Origin of the sequence: Bisbaumannia pacifica (assembly GCF_007989625.1) — a bacterium.
GTDB lineage: Bacteria > Pseudomonadota > Gammaproteobacteria > Pseudomonadales > Halomonadaceae > Bisbaumannia > Bisbaumannia pacifica.
The window spans coordinates 1-23022 of the sequence record NZ_BJUK01000021.1 but is presented as its reverse complement, the minus strand read 5'-3'; the positions used below and the strand labels follow the sequence as shown (position 1 = coordinate 23022).

At 64.6% G+C, this 23022-nt stretch carries 19 protein-coding genes and 1 CRISPR repeat array; of the genes, 8 read left to right on the top strand and 11 right to left on the bottom strand.

Features of this window, described 5'->3' with window-relative positions:
* The first annotated feature begins 4 nt into the window (after positions 1 to 4).
* On the top strand, positions 5 to 1009 hold the full coding sequence (locus HPA02_RS10310) for a branched-chain amino acid ABC transporter permease (protein ID WP_146803108.1): 1005 nt from the start codon (positions 5 to 7) through the stop codon (positions 1007 to 1009).
* Positions 1009 to 2301 carry a branched-chain amino acid ABC transporter permease gene (locus tag HPA02_RS10305; protein ID WP_146803107.1) on the top strand — a complete coding sequence of 431 codons (1293 nt, stop codon included), beginning with the start codon at positions 1009 to 1011 and terminating at the stop codon, positions 2299 to 2301. Before HPA02_RS10310 ends, HPA02_RS10305 begins: the two co-directional genes overlap by 1 nt.
* A 169-nt stretch (positions 2302 to 2470) precedes the next feature.
* Here the strand turns inward: HPA02_RS10305 and HPA02_RS10300 are convergent, their stop codons facing one another.
* Positions 2471 to 3676, bottom strand: a complete 1206-nt coding sequence (locus HPA02_RS10300) for an ABC transporter substrate-binding protein (RefSeq protein ID WP_232341177.1) — start codon at positions 3674 to 3676, stop codon at positions 2471 to 2473.
* A gap of 232 nt (positions 3677 to 3908) precedes the next feature.
* On the opposite strand from HPA02_RS10300, the gene HPA02_RS10295 reads away from it, so the two are divergent.
* On the top strand, positions 3909 to 4958 hold the full coding sequence (locus HPA02_RS10295; RefSeq protein WP_146803105.1) for a C45 family autoproteolytic acyltransferase/hydrolase: 1050 nt from the start codon (positions 3909 to 3911) through the stop codon (positions 4956 to 4958).
* 20 nt (positions 4959 to 4978) lie between these two features.
* Here HPA02_RS10295 and HPA02_RS10290 read toward each other — a convergent pair whose 3' ends face one another.
* From HPA02_RS10290 to cas1f, 10 genes are all read right to left on the bottom strand, one after another.
* Positions 4979 to 5218 (bottom strand): hypothetical protein, encoded by a 240-nt coding sequence (locus tag HPA02_RS10290; RefSeq protein ID WP_146803104.1) that lies wholly within the window; start codon positions 5216 to 5218, stop codon positions 4979 to 4981.
* A gap of 75 nt (positions 5219 to 5293) precedes the next feature.
* Positions 5294 to 6349, bottom strand: a complete 1056-nt coding sequence (locus HPA02_RS10285; protein WP_146803103.1) for an endonuclease/exonuclease/phosphatase family protein — start codon at positions 6347 to 6349, stop codon at positions 5294 to 5296.
* Positions 6350 to 6473: 124 nt separating this feature from the next.
* Positions 6474 to 6938, bottom strand: a complete 465-nt coding sequence (locus tag HPA02_RS10280) for a DUF3592 domain-containing protein (RefSeq protein WP_146803102.1) — start codon at positions 6936 to 6938, stop codon at positions 6474 to 6476.
* Positions 6935 to 7525, bottom strand: a complete 591-nt coding sequence (locus HPA02_RS10275; protein WP_146803101.1) for a DUF4202 domain-containing protein — start codon at positions 7523 to 7525, stop codon at positions 6935 to 6937. The genes HPA02_RS10280 and HPA02_RS10275 overlap by 4 nt, the downstream gene beginning before the upstream one ends.
* 202 nt (positions 7526 to 7727) lie before the next feature.
* A CRISPR array of direct repeats spans positions 7728 to 10698; the repeat unit is 28 nt; unit sequence TTTCTGAGCTGCCTGGGCGGCAGCTAAC.
* A gap of 129 nt (positions 10699 to 10827) precedes the next feature.
* Complete coding sequence (gene cas6f, locus HPA02_RS10270) at positions 10828 to 11397, bottom strand: type I-F CRISPR-associated endoribonuclease Cas6/Csy4 (RefSeq protein ID WP_146803100.1); 570 nt, start codon at positions 11395 to 11397, stop codon at positions 10828 to 10830.
* A 3-nt stretch (positions 11398 to 11400) separates the two neighbouring features.
* Complete coding sequence (gene csy3 / locus HPA02_RS10265) at positions 11401 to 12435, bottom strand: type I-F CRISPR-associated protein Csy3 (RefSeq protein ID WP_146803099.1); 1035 nt, start codon at positions 12433 to 12435, stop codon at positions 11401 to 11403.
* Positions 12436 to 12450: 15 nt separating this feature from the next.
* The gene (gene csy2 / locus HPA02_RS10260) at positions 12451 to 13428 is read right to left on the bottom strand and encodes a type I-F CRISPR-associated protein Csy2 (RefSeq protein WP_146803098.1); all 978 of its coding nucleotides are present in this window, start codon (positions 13426 to 13428) and stop codon (positions 12451 to 12453) included.
* On the bottom strand, positions 13425 to 14771 hold the full coding sequence (csy1, locus tag HPA02_RS10255) for a type I-F CRISPR-associated protein Csy1 (RefSeq protein WP_146803097.1): 1347 nt from the start codon (positions 14769 to 14771) through the stop codon (positions 13425 to 13427). The genes csy2 and csy1 overlap by 4 nt, the downstream gene beginning before the upstream one ends.
* Positions 14772 to 15216: 445 nt before the next feature.
* Positions 15217 to 18558: a type I-F CRISPR-associated helicase Cas3f gene (gene cas3f, locus HPA02_RS10250; protein ID WP_146803096.1), complete on the bottom strand. Its 3342-nt coding sequence runs from the start codon at positions 18556 to 18558 to the stop codon at positions 15217 to 15219.
* Positions 18555 to 19529 (bottom strand): type I-F CRISPR-associated endonuclease Cas1f, encoded by a 975-nt coding sequence (gene cas1f, locus HPA02_RS10245; RefSeq protein WP_146803095.1) that lies wholly within the window; start codon positions 19527 to 19529, stop codon positions 18555 to 18557. Before cas1f ends, cas3f begins: the two co-directional genes overlap by 4 nt.
* Positions 19530 to 19770: 241 nt before the next feature.
* Here cas1f and HPA02_RS10240 point away from each other — a divergent pair, with 241 nt between their 5' ends.
* From HPA02_RS10240 to HPA02_RS10225, 5 genes are all read left to right on the top strand, one after another.
* Positions 19771 to 20655 (top strand): metal ABC transporter permease, encoded by an 885-nt coding sequence (locus HPA02_RS10240; protein WP_146803094.1) that lies wholly within the window; start codon positions 19771 to 19773, stop codon positions 20653 to 20655.
* Between the two features lie 148 nt (positions 20656 to 20803).
* Entirely contained in the window at positions 20804 to 20953 is a 150-nt protein-coding gene (locus HPA02_RS18225; protein ID WP_186809968.1) for a hypothetical protein, read from the top strand.
* A complete protein-coding gene (locus HPA02_RS10235; RefSeq protein WP_146803093.1) occupies positions 20953 to 21684 on the top strand; it encodes a metal ABC transporter ATP-binding protein in 732 nt (243 codons plus the stop codon). Before HPA02_RS18225 ends, HPA02_RS10235 begins: the two co-directional genes overlap by 1 nt.
* Positions 21678 to 22568 (top strand): metal ABC transporter permease, encoded by an 891-nt coding sequence (locus tag HPA02_RS10230; protein WP_146803092.1) that lies wholly within the window; start codon positions 21678 to 21680, stop codon positions 22566 to 22568. Before HPA02_RS10235 ends, HPA02_RS10230 begins: the two co-directional genes overlap by 7 nt.
* 60 nt (positions 22569 to 22628) lie before the next feature.
* Positions 22629 to 23022, top strand: a 394-nt coding sequence (locus HPA02_RS10225) for a metal ABC transporter solute-binding protein, Zn/Mn family (RefSeq protein WP_244945906.1), incomplete at its 3' end; no start/stop codon positions are given.

Here is a 23022-nt window from a genome sequence, read left to right as displayed (position 1 = left end):
CGCCTTGAACGAACTGGTCTTCTTTATCAATAACGTGGTGGTGGCCGGCAGCGTCACCGGCTCCATCTATGCCATCGGCGCGGTGGGGGTGACGCTGATCTTCAGCATCATGCGCTTCGCCCACTTCGCCCATGCCGACATGATGACCTTCGGCGCCCTGATGGTGCTGGTGCTGACCACCGCCTTCCCCGAGGTCGGTGGCGCCGTGGGACTGCCCACCGCCGTGGTCATGCTGCCCCTGGCCATGGCACTCACCGCGCTGCTGGCGGTGGGCATCGACAAGGGCTTCTACAAGCCGCTGCGGGCCCACGGGGTCAAACCCATCGTCATGGTGATCGGCTCCCTGGGGGTCGCGCTGATCCTGCAGGGGCTGATCCGCCTGTTCGCCGGCACCCGGGCCCAGAGCCTGTATATCGCCGAGCGCAAGGAGATCTTCCGCCTGGAGCTGCCCTTCGAGTCGGTCACCCGGCCGATCATCGTCACCGAGCCCCAGGTGATTCTCTTTATCCTCACCCTGGCGGCGGTGATCGGGCTGCACCTCTTCCTCAATCGCACCCGCACCGGCAAGGCGATGCGCGCCATGTCCGACAACCCCGACCTGGCGCGGGCCTCGGGGATCAACACCAGTCGCATCGTCACCATCACCTGGATCATCGCCGGCGGCCTGGCGGCGGTGGCCGGCACCCTGCTGTCGCTGGACGTGGCCTTCAAGCCGGACCTCAGCTTCTTCCTGCTGCTGCCGATCTTCGCCGCGGCCATCGTCGGCGGCGTGGGCCACCCCTACGGGGCCATCGCCGGCGGCTTCGTGGTGGGCTTCGCCGAGACCCTGGCGGTGTTCAACTGGGCGGTGCTGCTGCGGCCCCTCCAGCAGCACTTCCCCGACTGGCTGGAGCTGCCCCGTAACCTCGCCTTCGTCGGCACCGAGTACAAGATCGTGGTGCCCTTCTTCATCCTGGTGGCCATCCTGGTATGGCGCCCCACCGGCATCTTCAAGGGGAAGGTGATCTGATGAACAAGCCTGCAACTGCCGAGCAGCCGAGCCGCTTCCCGCTCCGCGAGCTATCGTTGTGTCTCGCCCTGGCGGCGGCCATCCTGGCGGTCTACGCCATCATGGGCGGGGCCTACAGCACCCGCATGCTGGTGGAGGCGGCCTGCTACGCCATCCTGGCCCTGGGCCTGACCATCCAGTGGGGCTATGCCGGCCAGTTCAACGCCGGGGTGATGGGCTTCGTCGCCCTGGGCGGGGTCTGCGCCATGACCTTCAGCGTGCCGGTCAACGAGGCCTTCTGGGCCAGCGAGCTGCCCTTCGAGCTGGGGCGGGTACTGCTCTATGCCCTGGCCGCCATCGTCCTGGTGTGGGGCGCCACCCGCCTCGATCGCCTGGGGGTGCCGAAGACGCTGCGCACCCTGATCGCCGTGGTCCTGGCACTGTTGCTCTACCTGGTGGTGATCAGCCTGCTACGCGGGGTCACCGACGAGATCGAGTCCCGGGTCGGCTTTATCGGCGGCCTGGGGCTGCCCACCGGGGTCGGCTGGGTCGTCGGCGGCGCCCTGGCCGGCGGCGTGGGCTACTTTATCGGCCATATCTGCCTGGGGCTGCGCAGCGACTACCTGGCCATCGCCACCCTGGGCATCGCCGAGATCATCAAGGCCTTCCTCAAGAACTCCGACTGGCTGACCCGCGGCACCGCCACCGTCTCGCCGCTGCCCTGGCCCACCCCCGGGCCCGGCGAGCTGGGCTTCGTGATGGCGCGCTCGATCTACCTGGTGGTCACCGCGCTGATCATCGCCGTGATCTTCTTCCTGCTGCACCGCGCCTACAACGCCGCCTGGGGGCGCACCATCCGCGCCATCCGCGACAACGAGATCTCCTCGGCGGCCATGGGCAAGGACGTCAACCGCCGCCGCCTGCAGATCTTCGTGCTGGGCTGCATCCTGATGGGCATCGGCGGCGCCGCCCTGACCAGCTTCAACAGCATCTTCGACCCCCAGGGCTACCTGCCCCTCAACCACACCTTCCTGGTGCTGGTGATGGTGATCCTCGGCGGCCCCGGCAACAACCTGGGCACCATTATCGGCGCCGTGCTGGTCTACCTGATCTGGATCATGTCGGAGCCCCTGGCCCTCTACCTGATGCAGCTGGCCTCCAGCCTCGGCGAGGGCCTGGGCTGGGTCGACCCCGCCGACATGCAGAGTCGCGCCCTGCAGGCCCGGGTGCTGGTGATCGGCCTGCTGATCACCCTGGTGCTGCGCTTCGCCCCCAAGGGGCTGCTGCCGGAGAAGGTCAAGCACCACGGCTAACGGTGGCAATGGGTTAATCAGGCAGCGCTTTCAAGCCAGGCCGATAACACGAAGTCGTCAACGGCGCGCCGAGCGCCAACGAAAAGGCCCCGCTTATGCGGGGCCTTGGCTTCGCTGCGGCACTAACTCGTCGATCGAGACAGGCCGTCCTTCTAGGGATCAAAGACGTCTAGAGGTCGAGGAAGTCCTTGGTCACGAAGCGGCCGTCTTCCACGGTCATCTCGACCACCACCCCGGGCACGTCGCCATTGTCGTCGAACTCGTGGCTGCCGGAGGCGCCCTCGTAGTTGATCTCCTCGCCGGCGGCGATCAGTTCCACCGCCTTCTCCCACTCGCCGGGCAGGATCACCTCGCCGGGGGCGCTGGACACGCTGCGCAACGCCGCGGAGAGCCCCTCGCGCTCGGCGCTGCCGTTCTGCTCGATGGCCAGGGCCAGCAGGAAGGCGGCATCGTAGGCCTGGGCGGCGAACACCGCACTGGGGTCGATGCCCGCCTCGGTGGCCATCTCCGCGAATAGCTCGGCACCGGGAATATCCGGGCTGCCCGGGCGGGTGGCGATCATCCCCTCGAGGACATCGGCACCGATCGCCTCCACCAGGCTGTCGCCCACCATGCCGTCGGCGCCGATGTACTGGGTGAACATGCCGCTCTCGTAGGCCTGACGCATGATGGTCTGGCCGGAGGTATCGGCATAGGCCAGCACCACCAGGGCCTGGGTGCCGGAGGCCGACAGCGAGCCCAGCTCGGAGCGGTAGTCGGCGCGGTTGTCCTCGTGGGCCAGGTTGGCCGCCACCATGCCGCCCTCGGCCTCGAAGGTGGTGGTGAAGGCATCGGCCAGGCCGCGACCGTAGTCGTTGTTCACATAGGTGACCGCCACCTCGTCGATGCCCTTCTGCAACACCAGCTTGGCGAGCATCTCGCCCTGGAAGGCGTCGGAGGGCACGGTGCGGAACACCAGGTCGTTGTCGTCCAGGTCGGAGACCGCCGGAGCGGTGGAGGCCGGCGAGACCATCACCACGCCACCGGGTATGCCGGCGTTGTTGGCCGCCGCCACGGTGGCCCCGGTGCACAGGGCGCCGACGATGGCGGTGACCTGCTCGGAATTGACCATGCGATCCGCCGCGTTGGAGGCCGCCGAGGCATCGCTACAGGTGGTGTCGCCGGTGGGCATCACCAGGGTCTCGCCGCCGAGGATGCCGCCCTGGGCATTGACCTGCTCCACCGCCAGGCGGGCGCCGTCATGAATCGGCGGCGTCAGACTCTCGATCCCCCCGGTGAAGCCTCCCAGGAAGCCCACCTTGACCTCGGCCTGGGCCGCGCCGGCCAGCGCCGTGGCGGATGCCGCCACGGCCATCGCTAACAGAGCCTTCTTCATGATTGTTCTCGCTGTTGCTGATTGAGGAGTGACGACTTAACTCTGGAAGCCCCCCGAGGAAAAGACAAGTGCCCGTCACCAACGCTGGCGGCGGCCATCGGTCTCCCCCTGGCGGCTTCTATACTGAAGCCGGCCCCCGACAAGGAGATCGCCCATGGCTTCCCGAGCCCCCCTCGCCGCCCTCGCCCTGAGCCTGCTCGCGCCCCTGGCGCTGGCCGGCGAGGTGCTATAGATGCTCGCCGTCACCCGACTGAGCGGCGACCGCCGGGCGCTGGGGCACGGCCATGGCGAGGCCCACGGCGCGACCATCCAGGCCGGGCTCGAGGCCTATGCACGGCTCTTCCACGACTTCGCCGGCCTGGACTGGGGCCAGGCCCGCCGCGACGCCCTGGCGCTGCTGCCGGCCATCGAGGCGCACTTCCCGGCGATCCTCGACGAGGTGGACGGCATCGCCCGGGGCGCCGGCGTCGAGATGGAGGATATCCTGGTGCTCAACTGCCGCAGCGAGATCGCCCTGACCCACGCCGGCGACGGCTGCTCGGCCTTCTCGCTGTGGCAAGGCGGCCAGCAGTGGCTGGCCCAGAACTGGGACTGGCGCGGCGACCTGGGCGCCGCCGTGGTCGCCCTGGAGATCCGCGGCGAGGAGGCCCCGGCGCTGCTCAGCCTCGGCGAGGCGGGCATGGTGGCCAAGATCGGCCTCAACGCGCATGGCCTCGGCGTCTGCCTCAATGCCATCCGCTCGCGGACCTGCGGCGAGGGCCTGCCGATCCACTTCGCCCTGCGCCGATGGCTGGAGGAGCGCGACTTCGCTACCGCCCTGGCTCACCTGGAGGAGGCCGGGGTCGCCTCGCCGGCGCACTTCCTGGTGGCCGACGCCCGGGGCCATGCCCTGGGCCTGGAGGTCAACCCCGGCCCGGCGGGGCGCCTGATGCCCAGGGACGGCGTGGTGACCCACACCAACCACCTCTGCGATCCCGCCTTGCGCCAGCGCCTGCGGGACTACCCGCGCCCCGACTCCGGCCCCCGCCTGGCGCGCCTGGACGAGCGACTCTCGCCGCCCCCGGAGGCGGCGGATGGCGAGGCGCTGTTCGAGATCCTCGGCGACCACCAGGGCTTTCCCTATGGTCTGTGCCGCCACCCCGACCCCCAGCAGCCGGCGGCGGAACGCATGGAGACCCTGTTCGGCGTGGTCATGAACCTGGGGCGCGGCGAGCTCTGGGTACGCCTCGGCAAGCCCTGCCAGACGGCCAGCCAGCGCTTGGCCCTCGCCCCGGCAGGCTAGGCGAGGCCCAGCGACGGCCATCAATGGCCCTCGGAGAGCTCGCCCTTCAGGTACTGCTCGGTGGTCAACAGGAACAGGCGCCGGAACAGCTCGTGAATCGCCTCCTCCCGACGCATCGCCAATAGCTCGCGGTCCTCCGTGGAGAGGCCCGCGTCCTCCCGCGGGTACTCCCAGGCCAGGCGCACCGAGCCGGAGCTGGCATCGCAGATCTGCAGGGTGGGGTTGGCCCCCCGGAGTCCGGTATTGATGCGATACGTCATGGCGACCTCCTTGATCACATTCAAATGATAACAATTATCATTTGAATGTGAGAATAGGCGCCGCCTGGTATCTCGTCAAGAACCGCACAGCAGGCCACTGGCCTCGATCGCCGCCAGGCGCCCGCCGGCGATACCGGAGATCCTCGTCAGCTCGGCGCTGCCACCCCAGGGACGACCATCGACGATGGCCGCGGCCCGGGCCGCCCCCACATGGGGCAGCCTCGCCAGCTGCTCGGTATCGCTGGCATTGAGGTCGATGCACCCCGGTGCGCCCCGCGTCGCCAGGTGCACGCCGCCCTCCCGAGGCCGCGCGACCAGCTCGCCGCCGTTCCAGGTCATATAGACCGGCAGGTGATCGGAGACCCGCGCCCGGGCCGCCGCATGGCTCAGCGGTAGCAGCTCGGTAAAGCGCAGGATGCCCGCCGTCTCGGGACTCGGATGCGCGGCGTCATACCAGAGGTTGTCGTAGAGGTTGGCGTACTCCCCCGGCGCGGTCCCCAGGGTGGTGCGTCCCGTGGTGATGGCCGGCAGCACCCCCGCCTCGCGCAGCGGCGCCCAGGCCGGATGCGTGGGGGCCAGATTGAAGTCGCCCATCAGCAGCCGCGGCGTGCCCGGGTTCACCTCGTCCAGCCAGCGCCAGTAGTCGGCCAGGGCCTCGATCTCCGGGAGGCGGTCGGCCACGCCATCGCCGTAGACCACATGCACGGTGGCCGCGGTAAAGACCTCCCGGGTGTCCCGGTCGCGGAAGCGCGCCGAGTAGGGCTCTCGGCTGAAGCGGTCGCCATGGTCGGTGAAGACCACGGCGCTATCGGCATAGGCCACCTCGCTGTCGCGCCACAAGAAGCCATAGTGCTCGCGATAGCTACTGTGCCCCAGGGCGTGGCTGGCCATCGATGACCAGGCCTCGCCGGAGAGCGCCTCGAGGCGAGCCTCCAGGCGCTCCAGGGCGGCGGGATCCATCAACTCCTGCACCGCCAGCAGGTCGAAATGGCTGGCCACATGGGCCACCTCCGCCATCGCCTTGTCGTTGTTCCAACCCAGGTGACGAATATTCCAGCTACCGATAATGACATCGGCCCAGGCCCCCGCCGGCAGGCAAAAAGCCAGCCAAAAACCAAGACACCGCCGCATGGCTCCTCCGCGCAAAAAGCGCCTATGCTCGCGGCGGCGACAAGGAAAGGCAACTCGAATATTAAGTACCGGATAGCGGCAGCGGCAGGAAAAAGGCCGACGATTCACGCCGGCCGGGGACCCTTCAAGTCACGGCCAGCCACAGGGCGACCAGGGCCATGGCCGCCAGGAAGAGACACAGCCCCAAGCGGCGATAGGGAATGACCGCCTCGCCGACCTGGGTGCAGTGGGGGTCGTCGGGGCGATAGCGGACCCATAGCCGGCGCCCCTCGGCATACTCGGCCAGGGCGGCCTCGGCTTGCCGGCGACTGGCGAAATCGGGCGCCCCGTCGAAGCGCCCCAGCGACGCCTCATAGGAGCGCTCCCCGACCCGGAAGCGGTAGCGGACCCGCAGCCGATAGCGTGGCTCGGGACCCTGGCGATCGCGCCGGGTGGCGTGCGCCTCGAGCTCCTCCACCGCGGCACTGACCACCACCGCCTCGACCCGGGGCCAGCGCCGCACATCGCGCCGACGCCAGACCGCGCGGCCACTGAACAGGGCGCCGAGGGCGGCGGCCAGGGCCACCAGCCAGGGCAACAGGGCACTCATCCCGCCAGGGCCTCCTCGACCAAGGAGCGTGCCTCCGCCGCCATGGGCAGGCCCAGGGCCAGCTCATGGGCCCGCGGCGACATCTTCTTCCAGGTCTTCTGCACGATGCGGATCAAGTGATCGTGCTCCACCTGGCGGGAGAAGTCGGCGAAGTAGTTTTCCAGGAACACCAGGCAGGCGCAGTCTTCCACTGCCTGGGTGCCGGGGTCGCGGCCCAGGCCCTGCTTGCGGACCATCGCCGCCACTCGCTCGGCGTCCTCCGCCGCATAGCCCGCCTCGCGCATCAGCCGCGCCGTGGTCTCTCCCGCCCGCCGGCCCTGGTCGCGCCGCCAGCTCAGGTAACCTACTCGCCCCTCGGGATAGTCGCCACGCGGCACCTGCCAGCGCTGCAGATGCTGGGCCCGCACCGCCAGTTGCACCAACTCGTCGGGGGCCTCCACCAGGCGCGTCAGCCAGGCGCTCATGCGCCGACCATGCCATAGCTCCAGGGGCAACGACTCGCCCTCCACCTCGATACGCCGCGGATCCTCGGCATGCAGGGCATCGATGGCGGCCAGGCTCTTGTCGAAAGGGGACTCGGTGGACATAGGCGGGCTCCTCGGTAGGGATTTGCCTAAAGCCTAACAGGCTGGGAGACCATGGGGGCCATCACCGCCCCCATTGATGCCAATTTCCCAATCCCCCATAAGTCAGCACAAGCTGCTCGCGGCAACTGCTCCAAGGTGGCAATATCACGCCGCTTACTCGACGGTGACGACGGCGCTGACCAAGATCCGTCCAGAGAGGAAGTTTTTAGGCTGCCTGGGCGGCAGCTAACCTGATGGTCCTCCATCCACCCACGCCCTGGACTTTCTGAGCTGCCTGGGCGGCAGCTAACCTATAGGACCAGTCCCAGGAACTGCCCCAGTCTTTCTGAGCTGCCTGGGCGGCAGCTAACTCGACCTGCTCGCGGTATTCCTCCTGCGCTTTTTTCTGAGCTGCCTGGGCGGCAGCTAACGGCGGGCGAGGGACCGCAGATTGCGTGAGGCATTTCTGAGCTGCCTGGGCGGCAGCTAACCAATAGGCGTTGGTCGCCGTCTGGGTCACGCTTTTCTGAGCTGCCTGGGCGGCAGCTAACGCCGCCATGTCGTCCAAGAGCGTGGTCATCCATTTCTGAGCTGCCTGGGCGGCAGCTAACCCGCCACCGGGGCCGCTCAGGGCGGCCTCTATTTTCTGAGCTGCCTGGGCGGCAGCTAACACCTCGCGCAGCGCGGCGTAGACATCGCTGTATTTCTGAGCTGCCTGGGCGGCAGCTAACAGGCTGAGTAGCTGGGGATGGTCGCGTTCCCATTTCTGAGCTGCCTGGGCGGCAGCTAACAGGCGCGTCACTATTGCGCGATGGTGGCTGAGTTTCTGAGCTGCCTGGGCGGCAGCTAACCTTGGCGGCGTGGCGCTTCTCGCTCTCGATCTTTTCTGAGCTGCCTGGGCGGCAGCTAACGGGCCGGCGGGCCATCACGTCGATGGGCTGGGTTTCTGAGCTGCCTGGGCGGCAGCTAACCGCAACGTCATGGAAAATAGCTCCTACGCCATTTTCTGAGCTGCCTGGGCGGCAGCTAACGCCGCCCTTGAGCAGGAATGCCCGGCCCTGCATTTCTGAGCTGCCTGGGCGGCAGCTAACGACCGTTGGCCATGATCGAACGGGTTTCCCCGTTTCTGAGCTGCCTGGGCGGCAGCTAACGATGGCGTGCAGGTCGAGTCCCTCAAGTGGGATTTCTGAGCTGCCTGGGCGGCAGCTAACGCCGACGCCCGGCCGGGGGATATCCTGCTGGTTTTCTGAGCTGCCTGGGCGGCAGCTAACCACTGCGCAACAGCGCGGAATATGCAGGCTGATTTCTGAGCTGCCTGGGCGGCAGCTAACCGCACCGGTGCCCGCATCCCGGCTGGAGCCGATTTCTGAGCTGCCTGGGCGGCAGCTAACTCAATAGCAGCATGGCCGCCGGTGCTGCCCAGTTTCTGAGCTGCCTGGGCGGCAGCTAACCGGATGCGCTGGTAGCTGGTGGCCAGCTCCTCTTTCTGAGCTGCCTGGGCGGCAGCTAACTGGCCGAGCTACAGGCGGCCACCGAGTCGGCCTTTCTGAGCTGCCTGGGCGGCAGCTAACCGGGCGATCAGCGCCGAGCGGCGGGTGGCGATTTTCTGAGCTGCCTGGGCGGCAGCTAACATCGCGTGGGGGTGACTCGCTGACCCTGTTGTTTTCTGAGCTGCCTGGGCGGCAGCTAACTTTACGCGGCCATCCGCGCCGGGCTGGTTCCTTTTTCTGAGCTGCCTGGGCGGCAGCTAACCACCTCCGAGAGGATCTCGCCGACGCCCTGGCGTTTCTGAGCTGCCTGGGCGGCAGCTAACGCCCACGTCCTGGTCTGTTGGTGAGCGAGCAATTTCTGAGCTGCCTGGGCGGCAGCTAACGCACCGCGAGGGAGGGCCAGCCCTGGCGTCACTTTCTGAGCTGCCTGGGCGGCAGCTAACAGGGGGGCGGTCAGATGCTCAGGGATCTCCGGTTTCTGAGCTGCCTGGGCGGCAGCTAACCCGCCGCCGCCGGCATGCTCGCCGCCAATGTCTTTCTGAGCTGCCTGGGCGGCAGCTAACTTCTTCACGGCGGCCAACACCACCCAGGAGATTTTCTGAGCTGCCTGGGCGGCAGCTAACTAGAGCCCCAGCGCCTGGCGCCCGGTCCGCGTTTTCTGAGCTGCCTGGGCGGCAGCTAACGTGATCGCCTCCGGCATGGCCCAGATGGGCCATTTCTGAGCTGCCTGGGCGGCAGCTAACATGGCATCCGCCCTGCCCTCCGCGATCAGTCCTTTCTGAGCTGCCTGGGCGGCAGCTAACTCGCGGGCGTTCTCGTCGCGTAGGCGTTGGACTTTCTGAGCTGCCTGGGCGGCAGCTAACGTGACCGTGTGGCGCGAGTGCCGCCGGCTCAATTTCTGAGCTGCCTGGGCGGCAGCTAACAAGGGGGCCACCATCAACATGACCGAGGACGGTTTCTGAGCTGCCTGGGCGGCAGCTAACCCCGCCCTTTCGGAACTTGTAGCCCTTCTTCATTTCTGAGCTGCCTGGGCGGCAGCTAACGAGATCGACCTGGCCGACCCCCGCACCCGCGATTTCTGAGCTGCCTGGGCGGCAGCTAACAGTGACAACCTCACCGGGGTAAGCCTCGGCAATTTCTGAGCTGCCTGGGCGGCAGCTAACGCCGTTTGCACCCACGTCAACGTCAGCGTCGATTTCTGAGCTGCCTGGGCGGCAGCTAACGACGTTGCGCGTGGCCTGATTGGCCATCTCTTTTTCTGAGCTGCCTGGGCGGCAGCTAACCCACCGCCGGGTGCCGGCTTGGTGCCCTTGTTGTTTCTGAGCTGCCTGGGCGGCAGCTAACGACGGGGCGTTTGACCTCGCCGGCAATCTGGTTTTCTGAGCTGCCTGGGCGGCAGCTAACATCGACACCAGCGGTTTCTCTTTCGGCGACCTTTTCTGAGCTGCCTGGGCGGCAGCTAACTACTTCGTGGTGCACGAGTCGCGCCTCCTTCCTTTCTGAGCTGCCTGGGCGGCAGCTAACATGAAGAAAGTCCGTCTCGATAACGGCATCGATTTCTGAGCTGCCTGGGCGGCAGCTAACCGGGTGCCAGCGCCATTAACCACGGCGCCATTTTTCTGAGCTGCCTGGGCGGCAGCTAACACCGTTGGCCATGATCGAGCGGGTTTCTCCGGTTTCTGAGCTGCCTGGGCGGCAGCTAACTAGAACGATTTAAAGGTAAGCTACTGATTGTTAAAGAGCAATGGCTTGATAGGACAACGCCTCCCTTTTCAGAGAGGCGCCACTAACCTCTTGATTTTTCGAGCCGCTCAGGGGCGCCCGTAAAAAGGGTCAGAACCAGGGCACCGTCGCCTTACCACTCAATCCGTAATAGTTGAAGCGACCCGCAATAGGCTGCGACTGTGGTTGGCCATGCTCGATAAATAGCGCAAACCGCTGCCCACTGGAGCGGCTGCTGACCTGCACGAAAGGCAGGGCGATCTGCCGCGCGGCAGGTGCCTCCATCAAGCGCTGCGCCTGTTCGACCTCAATGCCGTGTCGTTGTGCATACCGCTTCGCTCGGCTGAGGCCCCCGGTGTTGAACTGTCGGCGCCGAACAATCCGGTACTGCGCTTCAGCGGGGACTGCTTGTACAGGATCCAATGTGACGTGGTCGCGCATACCAGTGAGCCACGGGATCGCCATCAGTTCCTCCAATCGCGACTGATCAGCATGCAATCGCAGCCGATCGCCCGGCGTGCGAGCACGCACGCCGGTCTTGTGATCGGGGAAGCTGACGCCGATATCATCGGCCTCCAGATCGAAAAGAGCACGATGCAACTTGCTGTATAGCGCCCCCATCAGCATCGCAGGCTGGAAATCCGGATCGGGCCGTAGGCGAATATCGAGATAGTGATCCATGGTTTACCCCGCTTCGCCGAATACGCCGCCACGAATAAGGGTCGCCATCACGAAGTGCTGCTGTTCTGTAGGAGGGACCTTATCCTTTAACAGCCAGTTATCGAGCAGGTTGTAGAAGTCAACTTTCTGCTTCGGCTGACGGTAAGCACTTCCCTGAGTGGTCACAGAGCCATAGGGCTCTACTGCGATAGGGCCAAGGTCGCTGCCGTCTTCCGGCGTCGGATACCAGGTATCGATGGTGCGCAGGGCATTGCCCAGTTTCTGGGAGTGGATGGCGGCATTTTTATCGTCACCAATGCTATAGAGTGTCTTGCTCTTGTCTCCCCGGCTACGATCCAGAATCAGTTCCTGTGAAGGGAAGACTTCCTGCCCGGCACCAACACGGGCAAAGGCCACCACATCCAATAGCAGATAGTGCTTTCGGGACAGCGCCTCGTTGATGAGCTCGCCTAGCTCACGAGTCTCTTTGCTGCCTTCGAAGTTTCGCAGGGAGTGATCGAGCGCATTGAAGGTCCACTGCTTCTCAGCTTTTCCATCCTTCATCCGGCTGACGATGACTTCGACCTCTTCGGCACCGACACGATTGCGCCACAGGAAACGGCCATTGGCGAGATTGCAGGCATAGCGGTGAGCGAGCTCGCCAAAGCCGTGCTCGTTTACGTAGCCCGTTACCGTCTGCGCCAATTTCTTCTGGTATTCGGCATTGTTGCAGGCGGAAGGCGTACCCGCTCCGGCCAGTACACGCAGTGTGAAGTGCACGGACAAGGTATCGGAATCATGCGGCAGCGCTGCGACATCGACTGTCTGCAGGTTGGGGTTCTCAATGGCGGCATCTAGCTTAGCCGGATCTTGATCCTTGGCCTTCAGCCGGTTGGAAATGGTGCCACGAACTGATTTTTCTCGGACTGGGATGCCACTCCACTTCGCATATTGATTGCGGTCATCCCAGTTGCCAGCACTGAACAGTGCGTCGGACGGATCGAGCTTGCGCTCGAAGGCGAGGACGGAAGCGGTTTTGAGTGCGTCGTTCTTGGCCATGAGAGGTATCCTGCGTCAGTCGTTGGTCAAAGTGTCGATATAGTCGTTGCTCAAGCGATAGAGACCACGTTCGAGGTCATTCTCTACGAACCACATCAGAGCTTCGGGATGTTTGATTCGGTGAGGGCTTACCCATTCACCGATCGAGTAGAGGCTTTCGACGAACTGGAACGGCACCTCTGGGTCTCGGGCATTCGCCACCGTACCTGGATCGAACAGGTCGGAAATGGCACCGTAGCCCACCGGGATCGGCACTAGCCAACCAGGATATGGGCGGCGAGCCTCCCAGCTGACTTGCTCCTTGCCGTTATCGTCTTCGCCCTTGGTGATCCGGCACTCGTGATTGAGCCGCGACAGGTCGAGCCAGGCGTCCAGGGGTGTAGCACTTTCATCGTTCGCTTTTAGCGTGGCGGTATGCTCCGTGAGCCGATCATCTCGAAGTACCAGCGCAAATCCTGGCAGCAGCTTGCGCTTGAGCCTGCGCCACTGCTGCGTACCTTTTTCCTCATCGGCATCGAAACTGATCAGTTCCGGCCGGTGGCGTCGTTCGCCAGGGCGGGGGGGCATCACACTACCGCCCGCAATACGCATACTCTGCACTTGCTGATAAAGCTGTTGAGCAATGGCCTGGCGGCGCTCTGCGCTTGTCAAGTCGTCGCTACCGTCTGCCTCGAGGCCGATCAGTAGCGAGACTTCCAGATGTGTTCGGCCCTCCTCGACGATGGCCGCCGTGCTGCCCGTCTTGTCTACAGGATTACGGGTAAGGTGGAAGGCACGAGTGAAGCCACCCGATGTGACTTGAGGGTCGAGGCGATGACAGACCACCCCGATCTCGTTGAAGACCAGCTTGATATCATCCGGCAGGTTGCGCTCCAGCGCCTGCATCAGTCCCATGAAGGCACTCATGGCAGGAAAGCCCCAGGTCATTGGACTGGAGATGGTATTGGCGCTCTGGATACGCAGCCGGGGAAGCAGAAGAAGATGCTGGATCATGCCGCGCCTCCTCGATCATCGTCTTCATCACGTAGAGCTTCTTGCAGATCGTCGAGCTGTTGGCGGAACTCTTTCACGATGCCCTCAAACTGACGTTTCCAGTGATGGTGCTCCGCATCGCCGAGGCTGAGAGGGCTTTTGTCGCTCAGCTCACGGTTAAGCCAACTGGCCGCACGTGAGCTGATGGTTTCATGCCAGCACGACTGCCGGCGCGCCTCGGCAAACTCGCTATCCGCATCGGCTCGCCCTGGATCCAGCCAATACCGCTCTTCTGGGGCCAACTGACACTTCTCATCCGCCGTCCAGCCAGGCGCCAAGGAGTGGATATCGAATGTGAACAGCATCAGCTCGTCGACCAGCATAGAGGTGAGGTCGTCGCGCAGGTCACGAGTGTGCATGTTCTTGGCAGGATCCGTTTCCAGAAAGCGCTTGAGCTCATCCACGATGCGCCAAACGTTCGGGCGCCTTTTGAAGGCTCGGAAGGGGTCTCGCATCGGTGCGTACACCTCGCGCGACTCCCAGTTTGGCGGTAACGATGCCAGCAGATAATTCTGGCCGCCTCGTTCACTATTGAGCTGCGAGATGTTCTGCGGCTTGGTGCCGCCGAGTTTCTGGACGGCCAGATTGGGGTAGCTAGTATAGCCACTTTCAAATGGCGCCTTTTCTTTCAACGCCTTACGTGCCGCCTTGTTGTGATCGCCAAAGAACCAGGTGTTGGGACTGACCTGCGCATAGAAACGGTGGGTAAGCGCAGTGGCATAGAGCGGCGCCAGCAGGTGGTAGCTTTTATCATCGGTAGGGTCATCGCCGACCAGCCAATAGAGCTGTTTACCCATCACATGGGAGCTAGGCATCCCCTTGGGCTCGGTGATGCTAGCGAAGGCGCGTACCCAGCTTTCGGCTTCCTCGCGATCCTGGCTCAAGGCATCGATCAAAGCTTCGTCGAATTCGAGCGCCCGCTCCAGCAGCGTACGCCCTTGCCACTCCAGTTTCAGGAACTTGTAGACATCCAGTGCTGCCGCGTTGCCGACGACGTCGCCCTGAAAATCGGCAGGCAGGCAGTAACTACCTACCAGGCCACTTTGGTTCAGCTGGCCGGGCTCGACGTAGAGGTTCGTGCCCTTGGCATCCGGGTGAATCGCCTTCAGGGAGTGCGTGACCACCTGAAGCTGGCCGACGCGACGGGCCGCATCGGCCAGCCAGGCTTGTGGCTCGAACTGCTGCTGGAGACCAAGATACTTGGGATCGTCCGCTGGGAGTTTTTCCGTCTTGGTCGCGAAACGGTCATGAATGAACCATTCGACCAAGTCGCGCATAGACGCATGGGGTTGAGGCTCTGACATAGGTTCCCCGCCTTAGCTTGGGTGGTAATCCCAAGGCATGTCATAATGAACCCCGAAGCGTCGCTGCTGCTTCGGGGCGTGGGTTTAGACAGGCAAGCCTGTCATACGGTTATTATCTTGCGGTAGTAGCCGGCCACGCTGCGTATCCTCCTGCCCACACTGATCCAGTGAGCTTGGGGCTAAGTGCTCAACTCAGCTTTGCTTCTCCGTTTGCGTGGGCATTGCCCTGCCCACGCAAACAACCTTACATAGCCACGCGCACTCAAGTCAACCATTACAGTCTATCAATCAGAACCAAACCTAGCAGGGCTTAATGTTTGCTATCAGGATCGAGTAGACTCCCATGGCTGCTGAAATAGCAGCTCAGAAAATTACTGCCTAGCAATCGAGCTAAGCCTCTCCTGCCGCACAGGCAGCCTCAGCCGGCCCGATCCAGGCCGGCTGCTTACTTTCTCCTCACGAATCCCAACGCTGGATGAAAATGCCACCCCTGCGGGGCGTAGTTCGTTTTCAAGCGGATGCGACCGAAGCGCCGGGCGCAGCGCTCTAACTCCATGTCCATGGCCTCGGCTTGGTCCGCCAGTGCGGCCATGTAGTCGGGCTCGTTCCAGGGCGCGATGCTTGGTTGGCGGAAAACCTCCTCCGGTATCCGGTCCAGCTCGGTCTCCACGCGCTTCAGCTTTTCCTCCTTGCCATCCTGCTCCACCCGCCAGAAGCCGTAGTCTTCCTCTGTCTCATCCGGGAGCAGCACGAATTCGCACTCCGGTTCGTTGTCCTCCCGAAAGGGGTGGTGCTGTATCGGTAGCGCCCCGAGGGTCATCGATGCGTGGCGATAGAAGAGATAGGCCCCAAGATGAATCTGCGCCGGCTCACCGCGACGCCTGCGCCGTTGGCGACTAGGAGCAGCGCCGGCTCCCTCGATCATGAGCGCGGCAAGTCGCGCATGCTCGAGATCGACCAGCTTGTGCGTCGGCTCTGGCACCTCCACCGGCAACAGACGTGGACGCGAGTCGATATGCTCGATCTCAGACTCTCTCAGAAGCTCCGCCAGTTGGTGCGACTTCAGCGGCCAGTCCCGCTCGGTCTCGAAACCTGGACGGCTAAAGGCCGGCGTGACCCGTTTCAGGTGCCGAACGTTGGTCCCAAGCAGTGCAATGTTGGGAGCATGAACGGGTGTAGGACGGTGGCGCCGCACGCGACCGGCAAGCTGAATGATCGAACGCATCGATGAGGGCTCGACCACGGCCCAGTCATAATCGTGGTCCCTACCAACCTCAGTGACCGGCGACCCAAGCACGATAAAGAGGTGATCCTGAGCGGAGCCGCCGTCGAGCCGCACGCGAATGTCAGCGAGGTCGAAGACGGCATTCTCCTCACGTCGGTCGAGCGTTCGGTCCAGGCGCGCTTCCAGACGTGAGCGCAGGAGCAACGGAAACTGGGAGTGGTAGACGCAAAGGTGAATTTGCCACCCTTCCGAAATTTCCGACCGGTAGAGCGCCTGGGCAATGGCAGCGAGCGGCTCGATATTGGCCATGCGAACCAGGCCGAAGCTGACTCGCTTGTCACTACGGGGATCGACGGAGTGGTGCTCCTCGTGCAGGGAGCAGGCTTGGGTGAGTATCGTCTGCGCGACCGCCTGATATACGGCGTCCGGATGAGCGCTAGGCGCAGACAACGGCACGAGATAGCCACGACGGGCCGGCGTCTGCTCCCCTAGCCGAACGGCGCGCTGCTGAGCAAACTGCCTGTGCGCGGCATCGAACTGCTCGCCCTCGGCGCACTGCTGCTGAGCGCAGCCATATTCGTCGAACCATGCACAACAGGGGTTCAGCGGAGTCCCGGGAACCCCGCGGTGCCGCTGGTACTCTGCCCGGCCGGCGCAATAGGCCTCGAACAGCCCACGCACCAGGGCAGGCGGCAGCGTGGCCGAGGAGAGCAGTACCCGCGAGCCCAGCAGCCCTGCCCAGTACACCAAGCGCGTCAGGCCGGGTAGATCACTGATATCGAAGTCATCCGGCTCATCAAGCACGAGATCACTGCTCATTAGCCGCAGCATGGGGGCGATCTGGTGACCGCCGCGAAGACTTTCCGTGGCCGGTATCAGGTGATCGATGGTACACACCAGCACCGGTGCGCCGATCAGCGCTCGGGCATGGGGGTCTTTCGCGGCTCGCGATAGCAGAGGGTGTTCATCGATTTGCCCTTCGAAATGGACATGGCTCTGCTCATCCAGCAGTGCGGCGCGGGACTCTGAGCCCCCATTCTCGTGCTGCTGGTACTCGAAGAGTGCGCGGCTGGCACTGCCACCCACCCGGATGGCCAAATCGTCGCTACCCAGCCCAAGCCTCTCACGGTACACCTGCCCGGTTTGCAGCGTGAGCGTTCTCAGGCCGAGGGCTATCGAGAAGCGAGCACCTTCTTCGGGATCACTCAAGGCGTACATGATGCGGCCATTGGCGATGGTCTTGCCGCAGCCAGTCGACGCCATGTTGATGCCAAAGAAGCCCTGTTCACGGGCCTTGTCGCGCAGACCTGCCGCCAGATCGAATGCCTTGTCCTGCCAGCGAAAGCGAGGGTCGCGGCTACGCTGGCGAAAGCCCTTGTGCCGTGCAATACGCGGCAGGGCGCTAGCCATGTCCGGCAAACGATGGACGATTTCACCCGCCGCCCGGGTTACGCCCAGCAGGTGCTCATCCAGAGGCTGGCATAGCTGACGCTTGCCATTCAGCACGGTGGTATTGGCATATAGTGCGGTCGACCAGGCACCGGGGAGCCGCCCTGTGCCGGTCAGGCTCGAATAGTGGTGATCCGCCAGCATCAATGCCAAACGCGCCAGATGCATGACGTAGGGAGACTCCAGCGGCGGCGTCGATACCCTAATTTCTTTTAGTTGCCGCGCCAGCCGACGGCTGCGCTGCCGCCATGTGTCCGTCGTGACAGGCAGGCCATGGGGAAACTCCCAGTACGGTCCGACGTCTTGTGTCTCGGCCAATTCGACGCATTCGTTCCAGGCCGCCGTGATGGACTCGGGAAGCGCTGGCAGGTTAGCGGCGTTCATGCTGGCGCGAGCCCCGACCCATTTTTGTCGGCCGTTATCGTCATAGGCCGGCAATGCCGGCAGACGATGATGACTCAGGACCAGCCAGCCAATCGCAGCGGCAAGCGGCGGCAGTTGGATAAAAGGTGTTTTCTCCCCGTCGGCGACGTCAGCCACTCCATCGCTCTTGAGGTAGCCCAACCAACGTGCATCGTCGTCGGATGAGGGCTTTTCGAGCCGAGCAAGCCAGGTATCATCATCGTCATCGCCTACGAAGGCTTCCAGCAAACGCAGCGACACCCATTCATGCCGATAGCGGTTGCGCCCCTCCAGACGCCCATGGAGCCGATCCTGGAATGCGCGACTAGCCTTGCCGAGGTCATGGAACAGGGCGGCCATCGACGCCAGCAGATGAATCAGACGCCCGCTGTGCCAGTCATTCTCATCCTCGGCACGCAGGATATTGCGGCGTGTGGTATTGGTCGGAGACGCTCCCTTCGTATTGAACTGGGCGGCATTACCAACGATCCACATAAGCTCGCTATGGTCCCGCCCGCGAATCCAGTGACAGGCCACGGCAGTGTTCTTGCGCGCCGTCTTGCGCAGCAGCTTCCTGAGCGTAGCGAGCCCTTCCATGGTGATCGGCGTCTGCCAGGTGCGATCACCACGCCGCTCGGCGAACTGATCCAGGATGCGTCGCGTCTCCTTCAGCGCGTTCTTGCTGCATTGGGAGACCAGCAGCACATTCATGCCTGAACCTCCCCCAGATCCTCGGCGACCGCCTTCAAGGTATCGATCATAAAATCGAGCGATTCGGTTCGGGTCAGCCGTTCGATACAGGACTGGCGAAACTCCTGCTCCTCGTCGCCGCGCATGGCGGAGATAAAGGCCTGTGGCAGGATCACGGCATCCTTGACCAGGTCGGCCACATCGAAGACCAGGCCACCACGGCGCGTCTTGCCGTGGAGCACCGCCAGGCCATGAGGGATACCTAATACCCAGGTGGCCGTGGCGGCCAGCCCATAGGCGAGATAGTTGCCATGATCGAGGAAGCGGTTGGCAGGGTCGGTACCGCTGCCACGCTTAGCGCGGGTAAAGTCGCCATAGCTCACCGCCTGGGCGGCTAACTTGAACAGCAGCTTGGTCAGGCGCGCTTCGAGAGTAAGGAGATCGGTGGTATTGGGCGACTCTTCGATAGCCTCGCGATGCTGGCCAAGCGCTTTCCGCAGCGCTTCGGCAGTCACGACAAAGCCGGCTTCCTTGATCGGCCGCCCCGTCCAGAGCGCCTCGATCCTGGTTAATCGCGCCAGTTGGAACGCCCGGGCGGCTTCCAGGCGCCGCTCCTCATCGAACCAGAAGCGAACCCAATATTGCAGGTATTCGGTGGGCCGGTACTCGCTCTGGGGCGTCAGCCAGGCGACATCCACATCGACCTCGTTGGCGGCAAATAGCGGCGTACCGCCGCCGCCGCAAAAACCGACTAACACGCCGGCCCTGGCCAGCTCGCGCATCGCCGCCTGGGTAATGGAAGTACCAGTACCCAGGAGTAACGAGGTGGTATTGGCGATAGGGATATTCCAGTAGAGCGACTGGCGCCCCTCGTCGGTGACATACTCGACGCGACCGCCATTGACCAGTACCCGGCAGTGCTGCAGGTAGTAGAGATTGGCCCGCTTGGAGTGCAGGATCGTTTTTAGATCGGAGGGGGTGAAGTCATCCATGACGAGTCCTTACGCTGATGGCCCCCTCTATCCAAGCACTCCTAATCCAACTTCACCACCCTTGCCCCCTAACGCACTGCCTCCACCTTGACCTCCATCATCTTGGCCAGCTCCAGGCGCCTGTCAGGACAGCGACACCAGCCGCTCGCCATGGGGCAGGGTTAAGCTTGAACGACTCGCCTCGAGGCATGGCCATGGGCATTAAAAATATGTTATATCATAACAAAAAATGGAGTCTGCCATGCTCGACCTCTTGCACGGGTGGCTGATCGCCCCCTTCGATTACGCCTTTATGCGCCGGGCCCTGGCGGCCTGCGTGGTACTGGCCCTGACCACGCCGGTGGTGGGAGTGCTGCTGACGCTGCGCGGCATGAGCCTGATGGGCGAGGCACTCTCCCACGCCATTCTGCCGGGGGTGGCCCTGGCCTTCGTGCTGGCGGGCTTCTCCCTGCCCTTGATGATGCTGGGCGGCGTGGCGGCCGGGTTGGTCACGGTCTTGCTGGCGGGGGGCGTCTCCCTGGTGGCCGGCCTCCGGGAGGACGCCGCCATGGCCAGCCTCTTCCTGACGGCCATGGCCGCGGGGGTGATGGGCATCTCGCTGTCCGGCAATGCCCTGGACCTGGGGCATGTGCTGTTCGGCTCGATTCTCGGCGTGGATCGCCAGACGCTGTTGCTAGTGGCCGCGGCCGGCAGCCTGGTGCTGGCGGTGCTGGCCCTGACCTTCCGCATGCTGGTGGTGGAGTGCCTGGATCCCGGCTTCCTGACCCTGCAGGGGCGTCATGCCGGCTGGACCCAGGCGCTCTTCATGGGCCTGGTGGTGATCAGCCTGGTGATCGGCTTCCAGGCCCTGGGCACCCTGATGGCGACGGGCCTGATGTTGCTGCCGGCGGCCATGGCGCGCTTCTGGAGCCAGCGCCTGGAGGGCATGATCGTCATTGCCACGGCCTGGGCCCTGGTCTCGGGCCTGGTGGGGCTGCTGGCCTCCTATCACCTGGCCCTGCCGGCGGGCCCCAGCATCGTGCTGCTGGCCGGCGCCGGCTATGTCGTATCGGTCCTGGTGGGGCCCAAGGGTGGCTGGCTCGCGCACCAACGGCAGTCGCGGCTACGCCGGGCGGTGACGCCATGAGGCCTTCGGGGGCTGCCATTCCGTGCAAAATCCTCGATACTGCCCGCTTTCGGGGCCAAGACCCGGTGCAAGTCGCAGGAAGTCGTGTCATCATTTCCGGCTTTCTTGTTATGTTATATCTACGCTTTTCGGTTGAGAGGGCCGCAGCATGGCACACCGCTCACACCGGCACCGCCAGGAAGGGCCGTGCCATTTCTCATTGATGTCGCTCTCCGCCGGGCGCCGCCTGCTGCTGGCGGCCGCGCCGCTGGCGGCGCTGTGGTTGACGGTCGCCTGGGCCGCGGGATGGTGGGGCTGATGGTTGGCGACGCTTCCAGCCGGCTACGGCTACACGACCTGAGCCTGGCCCAGGCCAAGCGCACCGTGCTCGAGGGGGTCACGGGAAGCTTCCGGGATGGCGCCATCACCGCCCTGATCGGTGCCAACGGCGCCGGCAAGAGCACCCTGATCCAGGGCATCATGGGCCTGCTGGCGCCCATCGCCGGGGGCGTGGAGTGCACGGTGCCCAAGGAGCATCGCGCCTGGCTGCCCCAGCAGCTGGCCCTGGACCTGACCTTCCCGATGAGCGTCGAGGAGCTGGTGATGACCGGCAGTTGGCCCAGCCATGGGGCGCTCAAGGGCTACTGCAAGAACCACTACCGCAAGGGGCGCGAGGTGATGAGCCGGCTGGGCATCTCGCACCTGGCTCACCGCCCGCTGGGCGAGCTCTCCGGCGGCCAGCGGCAGCGCGCCCTGATCGGTCGCACCCTGATGCAGGAGGCCGAGCTGCTGCTGCTCGACGAGCCCTTCGCCAACGTGGACGCCGAGACCGTCGGCGTGATCATGAAGGTGCTGCGCGAGATGGCCGATGCCGGCGCCACCATTATCGTGGTGCTCCACGACATGGAGCAGCTGTCGCGGCTGGCCGATGAGGTGGTGGTGCTGGGTGGCGGCCATGCCCGCTGGACCACGGTGGAGGAAGTCGCCGGCGGCCACGCCGATCGGGTCACGCCGCTCTCCCTGGGGATTCCGGGGGTGCAGGCATGCTAGAGCTCCTGCATGAGTGGTTGATCGCGCCCTTCGACTACGGCTTCATGAGGCGCGCCTTCGTGGCCGGCCTGGCGCTCTCCCTGGCCGCCCCGCCCCTGGGCGTCTTCCTGATGATGCGCGGCATGAGCCTGATCGGCGATGCCATGGCCCACGCCATCCTGCCGGGGGTCGCCCTGGGCTTCCTGCTGGCGGGCTTCTCGCTGCCGGCGATGAGCCTGGGCGGTATCCTCTCGGGGCTGCTGGTGGCGACCCTGGCGGGCAGCGTCTCGCAGATGACCGGCCACCGGGAGGACTCGGCCATGGCCAGCTTCTTCCTGATCTCACTGGCCGCCGGGGTAATGCTGGTCTCCCTGGGCGGCAGCAGCGTCGACCTCACCCATGTGCTGTTCGGCTCCATCCTGGCCGTCAATACCCAGGCCCTGGTGCTGATCACCGCCATCAGCAGCGTCATCGTGCTGACCCTGGCCTGGCTGTTCCGCGCCCTGGTGGTGGAGTGCCTGGACCCGCTGTTCCTGCGCGGCCAGGGCATGCGCAGCGGCCTGGTGCATGGCGTCTTCCTGGGCCTACTGGTGCTCAACCTGACCGCCGGCTTCCAGACCCTGGGCACCCTGATGGCGGTGGGCCTGATGATGCTGCCGGCCACCACGGCACGCTTCTGGAGCAAGCGCCTGGAGGGGCTGATCGGCGTCGCCGTGGTCTGGGCCATGCTGGCCAGCAGCGGCGGCCTGCTGCTGTCGTACCACCTGAGCATCCCCTCGGGCCCGGCGATCATCCTGCTAGCCGGCAGCGGCTACGTGCTCTCCGCCCTGCTGGGTCGCCACCATAGCCTGCTGGCCAAGTACCGCCGGCGGGCCGCCCCCCTGGAAACCGGTGAGGCCGCCTAGGCCTCGCCCCCTAACGTGAAGATAAGGAAGCGAGATATGCGCAAGCCCCTTGCCCTCGGAATGCTGCTGGGTGCCGCCGGGACCCTCGTCACCGCCCCCCTCTACGCCGAGGATCGCCTCTCGGTGGTGGCCAGTTTCAGCATCCTGGCCGATATGGTGGAAAACGTCGGCGGCGAGCACGTCGAGGTGCACGCCCTGGTGGGCCCGGACAGCGACGCCCATGTCTACTCGCCGAGTCCCCAGGATGCCCGCGCCATCGCCGAGGCCGACCTGGTGGTCTTCAACGGCCTGCGCTTCGAGGGCTGGATGGAGCGGCTGATCGACTCCAGCGACTATGCCGGCGCCCTGGTCACCACCACCGAGGGCATCGAGCGACTCGGCTATCAGGGCCACGATCATGGGCATGCGCATGGCCATGATGATCACGACGACCATAACGACCACGGTCACGATG